General features: G+C 65.6%; 17 protein-coding genes. 6 read left to right on the top strand and 11 right to left on the bottom strand.

From position 1 onward, the window contains the following. Positions 1-2: 2 nt before the first annotated feature. Positions 3-1,622 (top strand): acyl-CoA carboxylase subunit beta, encoded by a 1,620-nt coding sequence (locus QTH97_RS00085; protein ID WP_286565923.1) that lies wholly within the window; start codon positions 3-5, stop codon positions 1,620-1,622. A 42-nt stretch (positions 1,623-1,664) separates the two neighbouring features. Then, complete coding sequence (locus QTH97_RS00080) at positions 1,665-3,662, top strand: acetyl-CoA carboxylase biotin carboxylase subunit (protein ID WP_286565922.1); 1,998 nt, start codon at positions 1,665-1,667, stop codon at positions 3,660-3,662. 3 nt (positions 3,663-3,665) lie between these two features. Here QTH97_RS00080 and QTH97_RS00075 read toward each other — a convergent pair whose 3' ends face one another. The 9 genes from QTH97_RS00075 to QTH97_RS00035 all read right to left on the bottom strand — a co-directional run bounded on the left by QTH97_RS00075 (position 3,666) and on the right by QTH97_RS00035 (position 13,563). After that, positions 3,666-4,274, bottom strand: coding sequence for a retropepsin-like aspartic protease family protein (locus QTH97_RS00075; protein WP_286565921.1), 609 nt, complete (start codon positions 4,272-4,274; stop codon positions 3,666-3,668). Positions 4,275-4,338: 64 nt separating this feature from the next. Further along, on the bottom strand, positions 4,339-5,265 hold the full coding sequence (locus QTH97_RS00070; protein WP_286565920.1) for a polysaccharide deacetylase family protein: 927 nt from the start codon (positions 5,263-5,265) through the stop codon (positions 4,339-4,341). 4 nt (positions 5,266-5,269) lie between these two features. After that, entirely contained in the window at positions 5,270-6,313 is a 1,044-nt protein-coding gene (locus QTH97_RS00065; protein WP_286565919.1) for a bifunctional UDP-4-keto-pentose/UDP-xylose synthase, read from the bottom strand. 27 nt (positions 6,314-6,340) lie between these two features. Further along, on the bottom strand, positions 6,341-7,285 hold the full coding sequence (locus tag QTH97_RS00060) for a formyltransferase (protein WP_286565918.1): 945 nt from the start codon (positions 7,283-7,285) through the stop codon (positions 6,341-6,343). Then, a complete protein-coding gene (locus QTH97_RS00055) occupies positions 7,282-8,274 on the bottom strand; it encodes a glycosyltransferase (RefSeq protein ID WP_286565916.1) in 993 nt (330 codons plus the stop codon). The genes QTH97_RS00060 and QTH97_RS00055 overlap by 4 nt, the downstream gene beginning before the upstream one ends. Further along, positions 8,271-9,428, bottom strand: a complete 1,158-nt coding sequence (locus tag QTH97_RS00050; RefSeq protein WP_286565915.1) for a DegT/DnrJ/EryC1/StrS family aminotransferase — start codon at positions 9,426-9,428, stop codon at positions 8,271-8,273. Before QTH97_RS00050 ends, QTH97_RS00055 begins: the two co-directional genes overlap by 4 nt. Next, positions 9,425-11,170: a glycosyltransferase family 39 protein gene (locus tag QTH97_RS00045; protein WP_286565914.1), complete on the bottom strand. Its 1,746-nt coding sequence runs from the start codon at positions 11,168-11,170 to the stop codon at positions 9,425-9,427. Before QTH97_RS00045 ends, QTH97_RS00050 begins: the two co-directional genes overlap by 4 nt. Before the next feature lie 58 nt (positions 11,171-11,228). After that, the gene (locus QTH97_RS00040) at positions 11,229-12,992 is read right to left on the bottom strand and encodes a phosphoethanolamine transferase (RefSeq protein WP_286565913.1); all 1,764 of its coding nucleotides are present in this window, start codon (positions 12,990-12,992) and stop codon (positions 11,229-11,231) included. 94 nt (positions 12,993-13,086) lie between these two features. Next, complete coding sequence (locus tag QTH97_RS00035; RefSeq protein WP_286565912.1) at positions 13,087-13,563, bottom strand: PH domain-containing protein; 477 nt, start codon at positions 13,561-13,563, stop codon at positions 13,087-13,089. 492 nt (positions 13,564-14,055) lie between these two features. Between QTH97_RS00035 and QTH97_RS00030 the strand changes: the two genes are divergently transcribed. Continuing rightward, entirely contained in the window at positions 14,056-15,234 is a 1,179-nt protein-coding gene (locus QTH97_RS00030; protein WP_286565911.1) for a glycosyltransferase family 4 protein, read from the top strand. Between the two features lie 27 nt (positions 15,235-15,261). On the opposite strand, the gene QTH97_RS00025 is transcribed toward QTH97_RS00030, so the two are convergent. After that, positions 15,262-15,723: an NUDIX hydrolase gene (locus QTH97_RS00025; RefSeq protein WP_286565910.1), complete on the bottom strand. Its 462-nt coding sequence runs from the start codon at positions 15,721-15,723 to the stop codon at positions 15,262-15,264. Between the two features lie 104 nt (positions 15,724-15,827). On the opposite strand from QTH97_RS00025, the gene QTH97_RS00020 reads away from it, so the two are divergent. Both QTH97_RS00020 and QTH97_RS00015 read left to right on the top strand, forming a co-directional pair. Then, a complete protein-coding gene (locus QTH97_RS00020) occupies positions 15,828-16,418 on the top strand; it encodes a hemerythrin domain-containing protein (protein ID WP_286565909.1) in 591 nt (196 codons plus the stop codon). Positions 16,419-16,761: 343 nt separating this feature from the next. Then, the gene (locus QTH97_RS00015; protein WP_286565908.1) at positions 16,762-17,502 is read left to right on the top strand and encodes a hypothetical protein; all 741 of its coding nucleotides are present in this window, start codon (positions 16,762-16,764) and stop codon (positions 17,500-17,502) included. 31 nt (positions 17,503-17,533) lie between these two features. On the opposite strand, the gene QTH97_RS00010 is transcribed toward QTH97_RS00015, so the two are convergent. Continuing rightward, the gene (locus QTH97_RS00010; protein WP_286565907.1) at positions 17,534-17,995 is read right to left on the bottom strand and encodes a guanylate cyclase; all 462 of its coding nucleotides are present in this window, start codon (positions 17,993-17,995) and stop codon (positions 17,534-17,536) included. Positions 17,996-18,168: 173 nt separating this feature from the next. On the opposite strand from QTH97_RS00010, the gene QTH97_RS00005 reads away from it, so the two are divergent. Continuing rightward, on the top strand, positions 18,169-18,823 hold a 655-nt coding region (locus QTH97_RS00005; RefSeq protein WP_286565906.1), incomplete at its 3' end, for an AsmA family protein.

The following is an 18,823-nucleotide window of genomic DNA, read 5'->3' as shown; positions in this document are numbered from 1 at the left end:
ACATGGCAACCATCGAGTCGAACATCTCCATCGCCAGCGAAACGTTCCAGGCGAACCGCGAAGGCATGCTGGCCCTGATCGAGCGCGTGCGCGGCTATGAAGAACGCAGTGCCGCCACCTCGGCCAAGTCGCGCGAGCGCTTCGAGAAGCGCGGGCAATTGCTGCCGCGCGAGCGCCTGTCGCTGCTGCTCGACCCCGGCATGCCTTTCCTCCCGATTTGCTCTCTGGCAGGGCTGGGCCTGGACAACCCCGACCTGGAGAAAAGCGTCCCGGGCGGTGGCGTCATCAGCGGCATCGGCTGGGTGTCGGGCGTGCGTGTCATGGTGAACGCTTCCGATTCGGGCATCGATGCCGGCGCTCTGCAGCCGATGGGCATCCCGAAGCAGCTGCGCGTGCAGGAACTGGCGCTCGAGAACAAGCTGCCCTACGTCCAACTGGTGGAAAGCGCGGGCGCCAACCTCATGACCTACAAGGTCGAGGAGTTCGTGACGGGCGGCAGCCTGTTCCGCAATCTTGCACGCATGTCGGCGGCCGGCTTGCCGGTCATTACCGTGACTCACGGTTCCTCCACGGCCGGCGGCGCCTATCAGACGGGCTTGTCGGACTACATCGTGATGGTGCGTGACCGCTCGCGGGCCTTTCTCGCGGGGCCGCCGCTGCTCAAGGCGGCCACAGGCGAGATCGCGACCGAGGAAGAACTGGGCGGTGCGGTCATGCACACCTCGATCTCCGGCCTCGGCGACTACCTTGCCGAGGACGACCGCGACGCCATCCGCATCGCGCGCGAGATCCTCGCCCACATCGACTGGCATCGCGACATGCCGCCCGAACGGACGCATGGCTTCAAGCCGCCGCGCTATGACGCCGAGGAACTGCTCGGCATCATGCCCATGGACCCCAAGCGCCCGGTCGACATGAAGGAGGTGATCGCCCGTATCGCCGATGACTCCGAGTTCCTGGAGTTCGGCGAGAACTACGGGAGTGCCACCGTGGTCGGACACCTCAAGATCGAAGGGCTTCCGGTCGGCGTCGTCACCAACAACGGACCGATCGACCCGGCGGGCGCCACCAAGGCAACGCACTTCATCCAGGCCTGCTGCCAGTCGAAGACGCCGATCCTCTACCTCAACAACACGACGGGCTACATCGTCGGAAAGGCCTACGAGGAAGCCGGCATCATCAAGCATGGCTCCAAGATGATCCAGGCCGTGACCAATGCGACGGTTCCGCAGATCACGATCTACTGCGGCGCGTCCTTCGGCGCCGGCAACTACGGCATGTGCGGCCGAGGCTTTCATCCGCGCTTCTGCTTTTCGTGGCCCAACGCCAAGACGGCGGTGATGGGCGGCGAGCAGGCCGCGAAGACGATGGTCATCGTGACCGAGGCGGCCATGAAGCGCAAAGGCGAGGTCGACCAAGCCAAGCTCGACGAGATGGAGCGCCGCATCATCGAGCGCTTCGACAGCCAGATGAGCGTGTTCACCACCAGTGCGCGCGTACTGGACGACGGCGTCATCGATCCGCGCGATACGCGCGCAGTGCTCGCGAAGGTGCTGGCGATCTGCCGGGAAGCAGAGTTGCGCCAGCCTCAGCCCATGCAGTTCTCGGTCGCCCGCCCCTGACATGAAGCCCGCCACCCGTCTTCGCGCACGATCGAAATGCAGATGAACCCAAGCTCCTTCCACAAGATCCTGATCGCCAATCGCGGCGAGATCGCGATGCGGATCATCCGCAGCGCACGCGCCCTTGGCTATCGCACGATAGCGGTGTATTCGACCGTCGATGCCGATGCTCGCCACGTTCGGGAAGCCGATCAGGCGGTCTGCATCGGCGATCCGCTGCCGTCGCAGTCGTACCTTCGCATCCCGGCGCTCATCGAGGCCGCGAGACTCGCCGGTGCCGATGCCGTGCATCCGGGATATGGCTTCCTGGCCGAGAACGGGGAGTTCGCGCAGGCTTGCAGGGATGCGGGGCTGGTCTTCATCGGGCCGTCGCCCGAGGCCATCGTCGCGATGGGTCACAAGGCCGGCGCCAAGGCACTCATGCAGGCGGCGGGCGTGCCATGCATCCCCGGCTATCAGGGCGACGACCAGGGCGACGAGCGGCTGGCCGAAGAGGCCGTGCGCATCGGCTTTCCCGTGATGATCAAGGCGACCGCCGGCGGGGGAGGGCGTGGCATGCGGCTGGTGCCTTCGGCCGCCGACTTTGCCGAACTGCTGCGCAGCGCGCGATCCGAAGCGCAGAGCGCGTTCGGCGATCCGGGAGTGATCCTCGAACGTGCGATCGTGGAGCCGCGCCATATCGAGATCCAGGTCCTTGCCGACCGCTACGGCCATGCCATACATCTCGGTGAGCGCGATTGCTCGGTGCAGCGCCGCCACCAGAAACTCATCGAGGAGGCACCCTCGCCGGCGGCGAGCGCTGAACTTCGTGCGCGCATGGGAGCGACCGCGGTCGCGGCGGTTCGGGCCATCCGCTACGAAGGCGCGGGAACGCTGGAATTCCTGCTCGACCAGGAAGGCAGTTTCTATTTCATGGAGATGAACACGCGGCTGCAGGTCGAGCACCCGGTGACCGAGGCGATTACCGGGCTGGACCTGGTCGAACTGCAATTGCGTGTCGCGGCGGGCGAGCCGCTGCCGCTGACGCAGGACGACGTGCGTTTCAACGGCCATGCCATCGAAGTGCGGCTTTGCGCGGAAGATGCCGGCGAGGGTTTCGTGCCGCAGAGCGGGACCATGGCGCTGTGGAGAATGCCGGCCGGACTGCGAGTGGAGGATGCGCTGCGGTCAGGCGCCGACATCCCTCCCTTCTACGACTCGATGATCGCCAAGTTCGTCAGCCACGGCCGCACGCGCGAGGAGGCTCTCCGCAAGCTGGCCGCGGGCCTGCAAGACGCCGTGGCGCTGGGCGTGACGACCAACCAGGCTTTCCTGCAGCGTTGCCTGGCAAACCCGGTCTTTGCCGCAGGCGGAGCGACCACGGCCTTCGTCGCGCAGCACCAGGATGAATTGCTCGCGGAGGACGGCGATGTGCAGCGTCGCGCCGCCGCGCTCGCCGCGGTGCTCCTGCACGAGACCGGCGGCGATCGCCAGCGCGCGCCAGGGGCTCGGCGATTGACTCACACCCTGCCGATCTCGCTTCGTCTTGAAGTCGCGGGCCGTCTGACGAGCGTCAGCGTCAGCGTCACGCGCGATCGATCCTTCACGGTGAGCATTGCCGATCAGGTCTTCGCCATCGAACTCGTCGAACTGGCGGAGGTCTTCGTTCGCTTCGTCTGCGACGGGCTGCAAGAGAAGGCGGCCTTTCACCGCGACGGGCCAACGCTATGGCTGCACTATCGCGGCGTACCCGTGCGGGTGGGGGACAGGACTCGCGCCGCGTCGGTCCGGCAGGGCGAAGAGGCCGGCGACGGCAAGCTGCGCGCATCGATGAACGGTCGGGTGGTCGCGGTCATGGTCGGCGTCGGTGACACGGTGCGGGCCGGCCAGCCCGTCCTGATCCTGGAGGCCATGAAGATGGAGCACGTCCACTCGGCCCCCATTGCAGGGACCGTCACGGCCCTGCATGTCGCATCCGGCGACCAGATCGCAGCGAGCCGCATCGTGGCCGAGATCGAGGCCGTCGCGGAGAACTCCGCGGCCGCTCGCTCGATGCCGTAGCGGTCATTTGCTGGCGATCGTCATCTCGCGGTCATTGGCCGTGATGTCGAAGAGCGAGAGCAATTCCTGCCCGAGCACGGCGTCGGTCGACTTGCCTCCGACCGGGCCGACGAGCACGGTGGACACCGGGACCTTGAAGGGGCCGAAGCTGATGGGCACGCCCTCGATGCGACGCCCCTGCACCACGCCGGTGGTGGTCTGTATGTGGGCCGGCGCGCCCCCGATCAGGTTGGCCCGGGCAGCGAAGTTCTCGGTGACGGCAATGCCCGCCTGAACGGTCGCGCCCTTGTCGATTGCGAACTGGACCGGAAAGCCGTTGACCGAGCCCCGGATCCAGAAGCGACCGTCCTGGCCGATCGGCACGGTGATCTGCTTCGACCCATCGACCGCGATGAACTCGACCTTGCCCTTGGGCTGAGGCGTGTTGTCGACCAGGACGCAGCCCTTCGGGGAATTCTTGCCTTGGCCCGGCGGGACGTTCGTGTAGGTGTTGCCGCATTTGAAGACAGGCTCCGCGCTCGTCGCCGACAGCGATAGCGCCAGACACAAGGCCAGGCTCGCATTCGCCGACGCGCCGCGCCACTTCTGCCTGCAACCGGACTTGTTCGACATGATCACCTCTCTCTACAGAGCGCCACCGGGCAAGCATGCATTTGATGACTACATTGCACGGGCGTCAAATTTCGACGCGGCCTTGGCGCCAGGCCGCGCCCTGCACAGCGAGCAGGCCGGAGCGTCCCGCGACCTCGCCTTGAACCAGCAGGTGTCGCGGAAGATCGACCGGCGCCGTTGCCGCCGCGAGATCACCGATGGAGACGAGGTCGTGGCCCTGCTCCAGCCAGCCTTTCAGCAGGCGTTCGAAGACGGGCATGAGTTTCATGCCCTCCAGTTCGGCGTGCAGGGTGTAGACATGGTCCCGGTCGCGGTTGCTCGTGAGCGACAGCAGACGGGCATGGACGTTGTGCGCATCGAGACCGTCGATGCCGATCAGTTCGTCGAGCGTGGGGAGGGTGGTCGGGAACTGCGGCGGTCCGATGACGCGCCCTTCGTCGTCCACCGGAATGAAGGGCCCTGAACCGCGCGTGTCCGACGCGAGTTCGATGCCCAGCGCAGCCTCCGCCTGCGCGGCGGCCGTGTTGAACTGCCATCCGGCCGCCCCATGCAACCGCGGCCGCGAACCGAAGATCTCCGTGTGGCGCTCCACTGCGATTTGCACTTGGCGCCTGGCCCATTCGGGGTCGCGCTGCAGCAAGCGGTCCTGCCAGTCGACATGGTCCCAGCAATGCACGCCGACCTCGAAGCCGGCATCGCGGACGGCCCGCAGAGTGGCAGCTTCGAGCCGGCCGATGTCGGGGCCCGGCAGCAGGACGCCATACATCAGCGTGCGCAAGCCGTAGTGCTCCAGGACGGAGGTGCGCGCCGCCTTGCCCAGAAAGCCGGGACGGAGCACGCGCCGGATGGCCTTGCCGGTGTGGTCGGGTCCGAGGCTGAACAGGAAGGTGGCCCGGGCTCCGACGAGCCGCAGGATTGTCATCAACCGCGGCACGCCTTCGCGGGTGCCGCGCAGGGTATCGACATCGACCTTGAGCGCGATGCAGGCCATCGGCTCAGATCGCGAGGTCGGCAGCGGCTTCGGCCTCGTCCCGGTAGTAGGCAAAGAGGCTGGCCAGCGCTTCCTCCATGCCGACCTTCGGCTTCCAGTCCAGGTCCTGCATGGTCGAGCGGATATCCGGCACCCGGTGCGTCACGTCCTGGTAGCCGTGGCCGTAGTAGTCGGACGACGAGACGTCGACCAGATGCACCGCCTCGGCCGCATCGCGGTATTCGGGCAGCGTGCGCGCCAGCCGGACCATCATTTCCGCCAGTGCGCGGATGGAATGGTTGTTTGCGGGATTGCCGATGTTGTAGATCTTCGAGTCGGCCACGCCGTCCTTGTTGGCGATGATCCTGACCAGTGCTTCGATGCCGTCGTCCACGTAGGTGAAGGCGCGTTGCTGGTCGCCGCCATCGACCAGCCGGATCGGCTCGCCTCGCACGATGTGGCCGAGGAACTGGGTGATGACGCGGCTGGAGCCTTCCTTGGGCGTGTGCAGGCTGTCGAGTCCGGGGCCGATCCAGTTGAAAGGACGAAAGAGCGTGTAGCGCAAGCCGTCCTGCTGGCCATAGGCATGGATCACGCGGTCCATCAGTTGCTTGGCGGCGGCGTAGATCCAGCGCGGCTTGTTGATGGGGCCGTAGACCATGTTCGACGCTTCGGGGTCGAAGGCCGCATCCGTGCACATGCCGTAGACCTCGCTGGTCGAGGGAAACACCACGCGCTTGTCGTACTTGAGGCATTGCCGGACGATCGGCAGGTTGGCTTCGAAGTCGAGCTCGAAGACCCGCAGGGGCTCCTGCACATAGGTTGCGGGCGTCGCGATCGCGACCAGCGGCAGGACGACGTCGCACTTCTTGACGTGGTATTCCATCCACTCCTTGTTGATTGTCATGTCGCCTTCGAAGAAGTGAAAGCGCGGATCGTCGAGCCATGGCCGCACCCGGTCGGACAGCATGTCCATGCCGTAGACATGCCAGTCGGTGCGCTCGAGGATGCAACGGGTCAGGTGGTGGCCGATGAAGCCGTTGACGCCGAGGATGAGGACTTTGAGCATGGCGGGCAACCCGTGGTTGGAGGTGGTTCAGGTGTCGATCGGCATGCAGCGCCCGCCGAAGCACCTCTCGAAGCCGGCAGCGTCGAGTGCGCCGGCGTCCCCGTGCGCATCCAGCACTTCGAGGGTGCGGCCATCGGCCGCCAGCAGCCAGAGCGCACCGGCGTCGCTCAGCCATCGAAGGCCCCCCGCGGGTGCGTGGAGTTCGCGCTCGACGAGGCGGGTGCGGTCGATCCCGATCCGCTTTCCGTTGATCCGGCAGAAAGCGCCGGGGTAGGGCGGTGCAAGGGCGCGCACGAGGTTGTGGATCTGCCGGGCACTCGCCGCGGCGGGAATCTGCCCGTCTTCCGGTTTGCGGCCGCCGAAGTACCGGCCGTGCGAAAGGTCCTGGGGGATTTCCTCGGCCGTGCCGGCCAGCAGGCCCGGCAGGCTGCGCGCCAGCACGATCTCCGCCGCGACGACCACCTTGCCGAAGACTTCGCGCGCGGTGTCATCGTTGAGGATCGGCACTGCGCATTGATCGACGATGGCGCCGTTGTCGGGCTTCTCGTTCATGCGGTGCAGCGTGGCGCCGGTGCGGCTCGCGCCTTCGATGATTGCCCAGTTGACCGGCGCCCGGCCACGGTACTGGGGCAGCAGCGAGCCGTGCATGTTGTAGGCACCGCGGCGCGGCAACTGCAGCCACGGCGCCTTGAGCATGTGGCGGTAGTAGAAGGAGAACAGGAAATCCGGCTCCGCCGTCGTGGCTTCGGCCAGCAGTTCCGGCACATGGGGATCGGTCGGTGACACGCAACGCAGCCCGTGCAGCTTCGCGACCTCGGCCACGCTACCGAACCAGATGCTCTCGCCGGCGGCATCGGCATGCGTGACGACCAGCGGCACCTCGATTCCGGCGTCCAGCAGCACGCGCAGGCAGCGCACGCCGACGTCGTGGTAGGCGAAGACGATGGCTCGCGCGGGCAGATCGGGCTTCATGTCCGCTTGCGTTCGAGCACGGCGTTGATGACGTAGCGGGGCCGGGCCCGCACTTCCTGGTAGATGCGCCCGACATACTCGCCCAGCAAGCCGATGCCGAACAGGGCCAGGCCGACCAGCAGGAAGAGCAGGGCGAAAAGCGTGAAGACGCCGCCCACTTCAGGGCCCATCACGAGCCGGCGCGCCGCCAGCACCACGAACAGCAACGCCGAGAGCAGCGACACCGCGATGCCAAGCAGCGAGAAGGCCTGCAGCGGTACCAGCGAGAAGCCGGTGACCAGGTCGAAGTTGAGGCGCACCAGGCTGTAGAACGAATACTTCGATTCGCCGGCATGCCGCTCCTCATGGCTCACCTCCACTTCGGCCGGGTTGCGCGAAAACTGCAACGCCAGCGCCGGGATGAAGGTGTTCATCTCGTTGCACTGGTTGATGAGCTGCACGACATTGCGGCTGTAGGCGCGCAGCATGGAGCCGTGGTCGGTCATCACGATGCCGGTGAGCCGATGCCGCAGGCGATTCATGACCCGCGATGCCCAGCGCCGCCAGGTCGAATCCTGGCGGACGCGGCGGATCGAGCCGACGCAGTCGTGCCCCTGGTCCATCGCGTCCAGCAGCAGCTGGATGTCCTCGGGCGGGTTCTGCAGGTCCGCGTCGAGGGTGACGATGCGATCGCCCAGGCAGTGCTCGAAGCCCGCGAGGATCGCCCGATGCTGGCCGAAGTTGCCATTGAAGAGAATGACCCGGGTCACGTCGGGGCGGCGCTCGAACTGCGCCGCGAGCAGTGCGGCCGAGCGGTCCCGGCTGCCGTCGTTGACGAAGATCACCTCGTAGGACAGCCCGAGTGCGTCGAGCGCCGGATACAGCCTTGCAAACAAGGCCGCGAGGCCTTGTTCCTCGTTGTAGACCGGGATCACGACGCTCAGCGCCGGGGCGTCGGGCGGGATCACGGTGTCGGGATCGTGGTGGGGAACCGCCTTCAGGATCGTCATGGCCGAGCCCTCCGCAACTGAGCAACCACCGTTACCACGCTGCAGCACACGCGGTCGACGTCGGCGTCGGTCATGGCCGGAAAGAGCGGCAACGTGACCGTGCGCGCGCCGATATCCTCGGCCACCGGGAAGTCACCGCGGACGTAGCCCATGGCCCGGAACATCGAGAACAAGTGCATCGCGGGGTAGTGCACGCCGACGCCGATGCCCTGGTCCTTCATGGCCGCGACAAAGTCCGCGCGCGCCGATGCCAGGTCGCGTGGCAGCAGCGGCTGGAACATGTGCCAGTTGCCGTTGCCTTGCGCATCCCCGGGCGGCAGATCGAAGCCGAGCGTGCGGTCCCAGCGCTCGAAATAGCGCCGGGCGAGGCGACGGCGGCTCGCGTTGAAGGCATCGATCCTGCGAAGCTGGCCCAGGGCGATCGTTGCCGCGATGTCCGTCATGTTGGCCTTTGCCCCCCAGGCCTCCACATCCATGCCGCCACCGTCCAGGCGCTTGATGCCCTGCAGCCGCAGCAACTCGAAGCGCCGTGCCTCCTCCTCGTCGTTCATCACCAGGCAGCCGCCTTCGCCCGAGGTGAGGTTCTTGCTGGCGTGGAAGCTGAAGGAGACCAGGTCGCCGAAGCTGCCGATGGCGTGCCCGTCCCATTGGGCGCCGAAGGATTGCGCGGCGTCTTCGATGACACGCAGGCCTTGCGTCGTCGCGATCTCATGGAGCCGCGTGCGGTCCACGGGCAGTCCGGCGAGATCGACCGGAATGAGTGCCCGTGTGCGCGGTGTGACGGCCGTTTCGATGCGGTCGAGGTCGATGTTGCGCGTCGTCGCGTCGGCATCCACGAACACCGGTGTGGCACCAACCGCCAGCACCACGTTGGCGGTGGCGACCCAGCTCAGCGGCGTGGTGATGACCTGATCGCCCGGACCGATGCCGCACAGCCGCAATGCCAGTTCGAGGGAGGCCGTGCCGGAATTGACCAGTCGCACGGGCCGTCCGCCGCAGCGCCGGGACAACGCGGCCTCGAGCGCCTGGCACTTCGGCCCGGTGGTGATCCATCCCGAGCGGAGCACCTCCGAGACTTCCGCGATCGTGCGCTCGTCGATCGATGGACGGGTGAAGGGAAGAAAGGCTGCAGGGCTGAGATCGATGTTCTTCATTGCCTTGACACCACGACTCGCCGCGAGTCCTGGTAGATGACGCGCATCGGAATACCGCGCTCATGCAGCTCGCCATAGCTCGGAAAGTCCATGTAGGCCGCGGCCTGTGGAAGCGACTGCCAGCGAGCGACGAACTCGTCGAGCGATGCGATCGAACGGGCCGGCTCCAGCGCCTGTCCCATGGCGAACTCGTCCTGGTAGTCCACCAGCGTCACGTCGCGGCGCAGGTAGAAGGGAAGCGTCTGGTCGTAGGCGCGGACCGCGAAGAGAGGAGCACCGGCTTGAAGTACCGGTTCCAGCGCAGAGACGAAGGGCTCCGCACTCTTGAGTTGGCCGAAGGGGTTGTGCGCCGCCATGACCACCGCCATGCTCATGACATGGCCGAGCGCCAGTGTCGCGATGGCCAATGTGGCACTGCGCCGCCGCAGCAGCCACCAGGCCAGGGCGGCGAACGACAGGAAGGTCACCGCGCCCCAGCGGGCACCGGTGCCGAGTTGGGCGAAGACTTCGGCCGGCGTGGAGTGCGAGTTGATCCGGAAACTCTGCGTCGAGGCGAGCAACACGATTGTCCAGACCGCGACGGGAAACGACAGATGGCGGGACAGGGCGCGCGGGCTGGCCTGCTGGATCCGCAGCCCGATGAGCAATGCGAGCGCCGGGAACATCGGAAGGATGTAGGACGGCAGTTTCGATCCGCTGGCGCTGAAGAACAGCAGCACGAAGGCCGAATACACGATGAGGATGTCCTGCGGCGCGACGGCTCGCCACGGACCGGGAATCGCGCGTCGCGGCCACAGCCATGGCAGCGCGCTGGTCCACGGGAACATCCCGCCAAGGAGCAACGGCAGGTAGTACCACCACGCGCCTTCGCGCTGGTGGACGTTGCTCAGGTAGCGCGCGAAATGTTCATGAACGAAGAAGAACTGGGCGAAGCCCGGATTGCGCAGGGAGACGAGCACGAACCACGGCGTCGCGAGGACAAGGAAGATCGACAGGCCCGACACCCAGTGCATCCGGCGCCACAAGCTGAAGTCGCCGCGCCAGATGCAGGTCAGCAACAGCGTGGCGCCCGGAATCAGGATACCCACCAACCCCTTGCTGAGCACTGCGCCCGCCATTGCCGCCCAGGCGAGCCACATCCAGTACCTTCGTTCGTGCACCGCGTCGCATGCGTGCTCGGCGATCAGCACCGCGCACAGGGCAAGCGTGAGGAACAACGTCAGGCTCGCGTCCAGTGTCAGGAAATGCGCGTTGCCGAACACCCAGGTCATCGACGCGGCAACGGCCAGGCTGCGGATGCCCGTCTCCTTGCCCCATAGCCGCCCAGCCGTTCCACCGATCGCCAGCACCGTGAGGAAGCCGGCCAGCCCCGGCCACAGGCGCGCCGCAAAGACATTCAACCCGAACAGATGAAGGAAAAGCGCGCTCACCCAGTATTGAAGGGGGGGCTTCTCGAAATAGAGCAGCCCGTTCAGGCGCGGCGTGACCCAGTCGCCGTTGCGCAGCATGTCCCAGGCAAGGCTCGCGTAGCGGCCTTCATCAGGACTGATCAGCGAGCGTGTGCCCAGCGACCCGAACCAGACCACCGCCAACACGGCCAGCAGAAGCGCCAGCACCCCGGAAGGCAAGGGCCGTTCGGCGCCGGCGTTGCGAACGTCGCGATGCGCAGCGGCGGGAGCAGCATGGCGCCTCGCCAGGGGCTGAGCCTGGCGAGGCGTTGAAGAAGGCGCCTGCGTCAGCATTTCTTGATGCTATGACGCGCACCTGTCCTCAACCTGAACGACTCGATGCGCATGCGGGTCATCCGGGTCGCCGCGGCTCGCGGCAGCTCGACAGCGGGTCGAGCCCCGCGATGTACGACGCGGTCTGCACGTCCATCAGTCCGAGGACCGCGTGGTAGAGGTTGTCATGCGTGAGCGGCACGTCGAGGCCGCTCTCCATGCACGAGAGCGAAAGGCCGGTGCGGCGAAGCATGCCGCTGCTGAACCACGTGACCATGGGCACCTGCTTCTGCGCTTCAGGCGCGAAGCCGTACGGCACGCCGTGCAGGAAGAGCCCGTACTCGCCGAGCGATTCGCCGTGATCGCCGATGTAGAGGAGGGCGGTGTCGAACTGCTTGGACTTCAGTTGGAGCCAGTCGATCAGCCCGCCCAGAAAGCGATCGGTGTAGGCGATGGAGTTGTCGTAGCCGTTCATCAACTCCGAATGGCTGCATTGGCCGAGCACGTTCGTCCTGCATTCGGGCATGAAGCGCTTCGCGTCGGGCGAGGACCGCTTGTAGTAGTCGGGCCCGTGGCTTCCGATCTGGTGCAAGACGAGGACGACACCCTTCTCCCGACGCCCTGCGGCCAGGTTTTCGATGCGCTTGTCGAGTCCATCGAGCATGACGTCGTCCAGGCATTCATTGCCAGCGCACAGCGCCCTGCGCGTGCCCGCGTCCAGGTGGTCGAAGGCTGTGGCGTGCGGAATCCGGTCGCAGACGCCCTTGCAGGTGCCGGTCTGGTTGCCGAGCCAGAAGACGGCCAGGCCCGCGGCCTGGAGCACGTCCAACAGATTGTCGTGGTCATCCTTGCTGGCCTCGAATCCCTCCTTGCCCAGGCCGGAGAACATGCACGGGACCGAGCCCAGCGTGCTGGTCCCACAAGAGCGCACATCGCGGTAGCTCAGAGCGTGGCGCGCTGCGAGAGCCGGCGTCGTATCGCGTGCATATCCGTTGAGCCCGAAGTGGTCCGCGCGCGCGCCCTTGCCGACGACAAGCACGAGCAGGGGCGGCCTGGCCTGCGTGGCGTAGCCGGGACCCAGCGCCACGACACCGGTCAAGGGAATGAAGCGGCGCCGATGCCCGAAGATCGGCCTGATGACCAGGGCGCCCGCCGAATAGAGCGTCGCCAGGGGATTCATCATGTAGCGCAGATGCGCGTTGTTGCGCATCAGCGGCGCCAGCTGGCGGTTCATGACCAGCGCTCCGCAAGCGGCTGCCGCAGTCGCGGCAAGCAGGAGCGTCGCATTGCGCCAGGTCTGCGAAAGAAGGGAGATCCGCTCGACGCGGACATGCCAGAGGAACCAGCCCGGCAGAAAGGTTACCAGCAGCACGCTGACCATCAATCGCCAACTGAGGAGGTCTCGCACTTCGCTGGCGTCGGACTGAAGTGCATTCGAGAGCATCGTCGGATCGACCACGACGCGGTAGCCCAGCATGTAGTACTGGACCACGGCCGCGAGCAGCACGACACCAAGCCACAAGGGCTTCATCCAGCTCGACCACGCGGTCAGCGACAGCAGGGCCACGGTCCCGCAAGTCATCAGCAGACCGACCGATGCGATCGTCGGGAGGTATACGCTTGGCGCCCCGCCGATGCGCGCCAGCTCGGTCCACAAGGGCCAATTGGCAGCGAGGGCGAGGTAGAAGCTCAGCCAGACGACGATGCGTCGCGGCGAACGCGGTCGGGAGGCCCAGCGCTTCGCAGCTTGGACGAAAGAGAGTGGACCGTCGGGCGGCGGGTCCGGCGCCGCGGCTCCGCCGCCCTGCGCGAGAAGGGCGGAAGTACCGGGGGCTGAAGGCATCGGCGCACCATAGGCGCCGTCACTGAAGGGCTCCTTAACAGCCGGATCAGCATCCGTTCAGCTTGCCTTCATCGCGGGCGAGAGCCCTGCGGGGTCAGAAGCGCCGGTTGTAGGTGAAGATCAGGCCGGCCGTTCCGAGTGCACCGACCTGCACCGCATCCACGGGCGTGATCCGGTAGCCGATGGCCGGAATGATCCCCAGGCCGAAGCCGTTGTGATTGAAGGGCACCTTGTCTTCGTACGGCTCCTTGTAGCCGTAGATGACGCCGCCGGAGAGCTTGAAATACAGCGCCGGATTGCCGAACAGGTTGTCCCATCGATAGCCGTAGTAGGCATAGGCAGAAGCCTGTCCAAAGGAGTTCCGGAAGGCCGAGAAGCCCCAGATCCAGCCGTCGGCTTCCGCACGTTCGATACCGAGCAGCACGACGTAGGTGTGCTCGTCCGAATTGCTCCAGTGCAGTGCGTAGGGACCGATGAGCAGTTCCCATGCTGGCTGTTTGTAGAGATCCAGGTTGATCGTCGACTGCGCCAGCGCGGGCCTGGAGATTGCCAGCAGGCCGCACACCGCCAATGCACACGCTCGTGGACGCAGCCATCGGACCCGTCGGGAGCTTGCACCGGGAGGCGTGGGGATAATGTTGTTGGATTGCACCTTTGTGGGTCCCTTTCGCGGAGTTGTTGTCTTTTTGTCGCCATTGTCCACGCCCGCCCGCCCGATCCGTCCGGCACAAGCGATCGCGGCGTTCTTCCGGCATTGGCCGGAATTGCGAAGGGTTGACCGGAGGGGGAACGAGAGAATCGGCCTGCTTGCCCGCAGGTCGAGAATGCCAGGCGGCCGCGCTCGCCGTCAGCGGCGCGATTCTTGCGATCCTGGGTGAACGAAGGATGAATGTAAAACGGCATGTGCGGCGGCACGTTGCTCCTGATCCACTGCCTCACCATGTAGGCGAAGGATTGCCTGGCAGGGTGCAAATCTCCGACGCCATCTGTAATTCTGAAGTAGTACAAGCCTTCGAGTCCCAATGCACTCCACCCAACGCCGCCTCGAAAGGGCCATCACCTGATGAAAGTCTTACTCGTAGGCAACTATGTGCCGGACGCCCAAGCCAGCATGCAGGCATTCAGTCGTGTCCTCGAGCGCGAACTCCCCAACCATGGCTGTGAATTGCGTGTGGTCACGCCGCCTCGGCGCGTGCAGCGGGTAGCGCCCAGTTCCCGTCTGTGGAAATGGCTCGGGTACATCGACAAATACGTCCTTTTCATCCCCAGCCTCGTCATGCAGTCCCGTTGGGCCGACGTGGTGCACATCTGTGACCACTCCAACGGGATGTACGTGCGGTGGGTCAAGAGCAAGCCGACCATCATCACCTGTCACGACGTCATTGCCGTCCAGGCCGCGAAGGGGATGGTCGAAGGGTGGAATGTCGGATGGACCGGGCGCGTGTTCCAACGCCTCATCGCCTCGGGACTTGCCAAGGCCGACCTGATCGCGTGCGTCTCGAACGCGACCCAGCGCGCCTTGCTCGCCTTGCACCTCGCAAGCACCCATCGGGTGACCACGGTGCTCAATGGGCTGAACGACAACTTTTGCCTCCTGCGACCAGGCGAGGCCCAGCAGATGATCAACCGGTTCGGGCTGTCTGCGCACGACCGATATCTCATCCACGTCGGCATGGACTTGCCGCGCAAGAATCGCAAGGCGGTCGTGGAGACTTTCATCGCGCTCCAGCGGCGTGCGGCCGAATCGGGCACGAAGCCTGTGGTCCATCGACTGATCCTCGTCGGACCGCCACTGTCGCCCGACCTGGCTCACCTGGCGTCGCTGCACGGCGTCGCGGACCGGATCACGGCCTTGCAGGACGTGTCGCATCCGGAATTGCGCGCGCTCTACGTCCGGGCCACGGCCTTGCTGTTTCCGTCGCTGCAGGAAGGCTTCGGCTGGCCATTGATCGAGGCGCAGGCCTGTGGCTGCCCGGTGTTCACATCGGACCTGACGCCCATGAACGAAATCGGAGGGCCGGGTGCGTGCTACGTGGACCCGCATGATCCCGAAGCCATGGCGAACGCCATCGAGCAGGCGGCAGGGCGCTTCGAGGAGATGCGCACTTTGGGCTTGGAGAACGCTTCGCACTATTCGGCGGAGAAGATGGTCACGAGCTATCTCGCCGCCTATCGGCGCGTGCTGGGGGCCTGGCGGTCCGTTTCCGAAGGGCAGCACGACGCCGTGCAGGACCTGCGCTGAGCAGTCGGCGCACGGTTCCGCGATCGCTCAGACGCCGAGGGCTTCCAGTCGCTCGACGAAAACGCGCTGGCCGGGATGGATGCGTTGGCGCGCCACATCCGTCGTGAACCATGCGGCGCGATCGGCTTCCGGAAAAACGGCGAGCTTTCCGGAACGGGGCGGCCATTCCAGCTCCATGTCATTCGAGACCATGTCTTCAGGATTGCAGTCGCCTGGAAATGCCCAGGCTGAAATGATCTTGCCGCTGCGCAGGCGGGTGTCGCCCAGGGATGCAAGTGGCGATCCTGGAGCAAAGCCGGTTTCCTCGGCGAACTCGCGTTTCGCCGCGTCGAGCGCACTTTCGGATTCGACCGCGTACTCCCCTTTCGGGAGGGACCAGGCACCCTCATCCCGGCGAGCCCAGAATGGACCGCCCGGGTGCACGAGCAGCACCTCCAGCACGCCACCGGTGCGGCGGTACATGAGCAGACCGGCGCTTCGCTTTGCCATAGGCGCATTGGATCATGAGGAGCTCTTCGAAGCGTTTCCTTGATCCACGGCAAGGTCGTGCGCTGGACGAAGTGGGAGGCTAGGGCCATCCACCGGAGACATTCATGACGCACACGACCACTAACATCATTCGCGACGAGCATTCGGCTCTTTCGGCGATGCTGCGCTCCATCCTCCTGCTGCTGGCCGAGCATCGCCGGCAGGGCACATTGCCCGACTTCGCAGCCCTGCGAGCCATGCTTTTCTATGTCGACGAGTTCCCGGAGAAGCGGCATCACCGCAAGGAGTCCGAGCTGCTGTTCCCGAAGTTGCGGGCACGAACCCCCATGTCGCGCGCGCTGCTCGACCGGCTGGACGACGATCATGCGCGCGGGGAGCGGAGAATCCGCGAAGTCGAACATGCCTTGCTGGCCTTCGAGATGCTGGGCGAGACCCGCAGGCAAGCCTTCGAACAGGCCGTCGAGCGTTATGTCGACTTCTACCTGGCCCATATGGCGATGGAAGAGCGCGAGATCCTCCCCTTGGCGGAGAAGGTGCTCACGCAGGACGATTGGAGCGACCTCGACGAGGCGTTCAGTGCCAACCGCGATCCGCTCACCGGCTGCGAACCGGAGCCTGACTACAGCGCACTCTTCACGCGCATCGTCAACGCAGTGCCCGAACCGATCGGCCTGGGGGCGAGGACGCCTGCTTGACGCCAGCTCAGGGCTGACGGCGACACCGCTGCTGCGGTAAGCTGCCACCGTGAAACACCTCAAACAACTCCTCCTGCTCAGCGCCGTCGCCTTTGCCGGTCTTGCGGTATCGGCGGAGCCTCCGGCCCCGGCGCCGAAATCGAACAGGTCCTGCCACTGGGACCGGCAGACGGGTCGCATGATCTGCCAGCGGGTCCGCCCGCCCGGCACCAATGCGCCGCCGCCCGTCTCGACGCCAAAGCCCCAACAGGCCGGGTCCTGACCGGACCGACCCCACGGGTCGCCGACCCTTGTTCGTGTCGGTCCGTTCGTTGCAGCAAACCTCGCCACAGTCCATTCTGCTTTGCGCAACTCCATCGACTTCAGCTCCTGGCAAGGCATCGTCTCGACCTTGGTCGGGCTCGTCCTGGTGTCGCTCGTGGCCGTCGGAGTCCGCCTGCTCATCATGCACGGGGTACAGCAGCGACGGGAACGCCAGAACCGGCAGATCAACGAGCGATTGAAGACGCTCATCGCGGCGTACAAGACGCTGGGTAGCTCGTTCACGGGCGACCTTGCGGTAGACCCGAGCCACCTTCGCGAGATCCGGCTGAGGGAAGGCGCAGAGGGCTCGAGGTCCAATGACGCGGGTTCAACGCAACGGACTGTGATCGAGGAGGCGGCAGCTTCCCGGGAGGGTGTCGCCGGATCGGATCGACGCCGCCGCATCCGTGACGCCGTGGAGGCGGCGCTGTCGGACATCATTCTTCTCGGAACCGAGGAACAGGTGCGCATGGCGGCCCGGGCCGCGCAAGGCATGGTGGAAGGCCGTGCGGTCGAAACGGCAGAACTGGTCGTGTCGCTGCGCACTTTCATTCGTGACGTGCTGGATCTGGACCCCATACCCGCTCAGCTTCAGATTCCGAAGCAAGGGCCTCTCCGGGGCGGCGGGACGACGCAGCGGAGCGGCCGGAATGAACGCAGTGGGTCCGGGGGCGGTGGACGCGGCGGAGGCGCGCAAACGGGAGGCGAGGGCGGGGCGGCGGTGCATCGCGAGGATGCGCTGGATCCGGCAAACGCCCCGGACCACCGTGCGGGCCTCTAGCGTGGCTTCCTAGGTTCGCACACGATCTGATTCAAATGGTCACCAGATAGCGTGGAAGCAGCGAGGCTGCCCCTTGCAAGAGCTCGAATTCTTCATCGGGGAGCGTCAAGTGCCGCATGTCGAAATGAGAAAGCGTGCCCCACAGCTCTCCCGACGCATGGTCGAGCACTGGCACGCTGTGATATGAAATAACGATTCCTCGCAACGCATGACCGAAGAGGCGAGGGTCGGCAACGGAGTTGTCGGTACGGAACGAACGGTCTTTCACAACGAACTGGCAGAAGCTGCGACTGAAAGGGACCACCGCCAAGAAGTCGGGCCGCATCCGCCCGGCCTTGTCGTGAAGGAAAACGTTGTGAAGGATGGGGCCGGCGAATCGGTAGACAGCGGTGAAGCGGTGCGGGACGCCGTCATTGAGGTACGCCAAGGCGGCAGGAGGTCCCTCTGCCGCCAGTACCGTGGAAATCGCATCCAGACTTCGAATGCTAGGCATGCCGCATGCTAGCAATACAGAAGGACGTCGCCACGGGTTTTACGTGATTTACCCGCGCACACTTTGTGTATCCGGCTCTTGCTCACGCTCGCGCCCCGGCCAAGACTGCTCCTGACCGGCCTGGGCGAATCCGACCGACACGACGGCGACCCACTTGTCCTCAGTGTGTGGGCATGCAGTTGCAATCCCAAACGGAGAAAGGGCCTTCGGGGCTTTCCGCCAGGGTCCACAAGCCGCCCTCGCAACGTGGCCGCGGCTGGGTCATCGCCGGTGCACTGATTTCCCTCGTGGTCCTGCTCCTCGTGCTCTTCGACTGGAACTGGGTCCGACCACCGATCGAGCGCTTCATCTCGCGCAAGACCGAGCGCGAATTCCGGATGTCGGATCTCCACGTGCGGCTTGGCTGGACGCCAACCATCCGCATGCGCGACGTGTACTTCGGCAACGCGCCGTGGGCAACGGACAAGGCGATGGCGCAGGCGGAGATGGTCGAGTTCTCGGTGTCTCTTCGCGACCTTCCGGACAAGATCCTCGTGCCGCGTGTGGCCCTGACGCGGCCTGATCTCGTCTTCGAGCGCATGGCCGATGATCGCCGCAACTGGACGCTCGCCGAGCCATCGGAAAGCGACGAGCCGAGCAAGCTGCGCATCAGCACGCTGTCCGTCGACCAAGGCCGGCTGCGCTACATCGATCACGGTGAGCCTTTCGAGCTGGACATGCGCGCATCCACGTTCGACCCGGCGAGTCAGGAGAAGGTCAAGGATGCCGATGCTCCCCCCGTCAATGCACGCTACTCGACCGAATACTCCTTCACCGGCAAGTACCACG

This window comes from Variovorax gracilis (assembly GCF_030317115.1).
GTDB classification, from domain to species: Bacteria; Pseudomonadota; Gammaproteobacteria; order Burkholderiales; family Burkholderiaceae_C; genus Variovorax; species Variovorax gracilis.
Note: the sequence above shows the minus strand (reverse complement) of the source record. Positions and strands in the feature narration are given on the sequence as shown.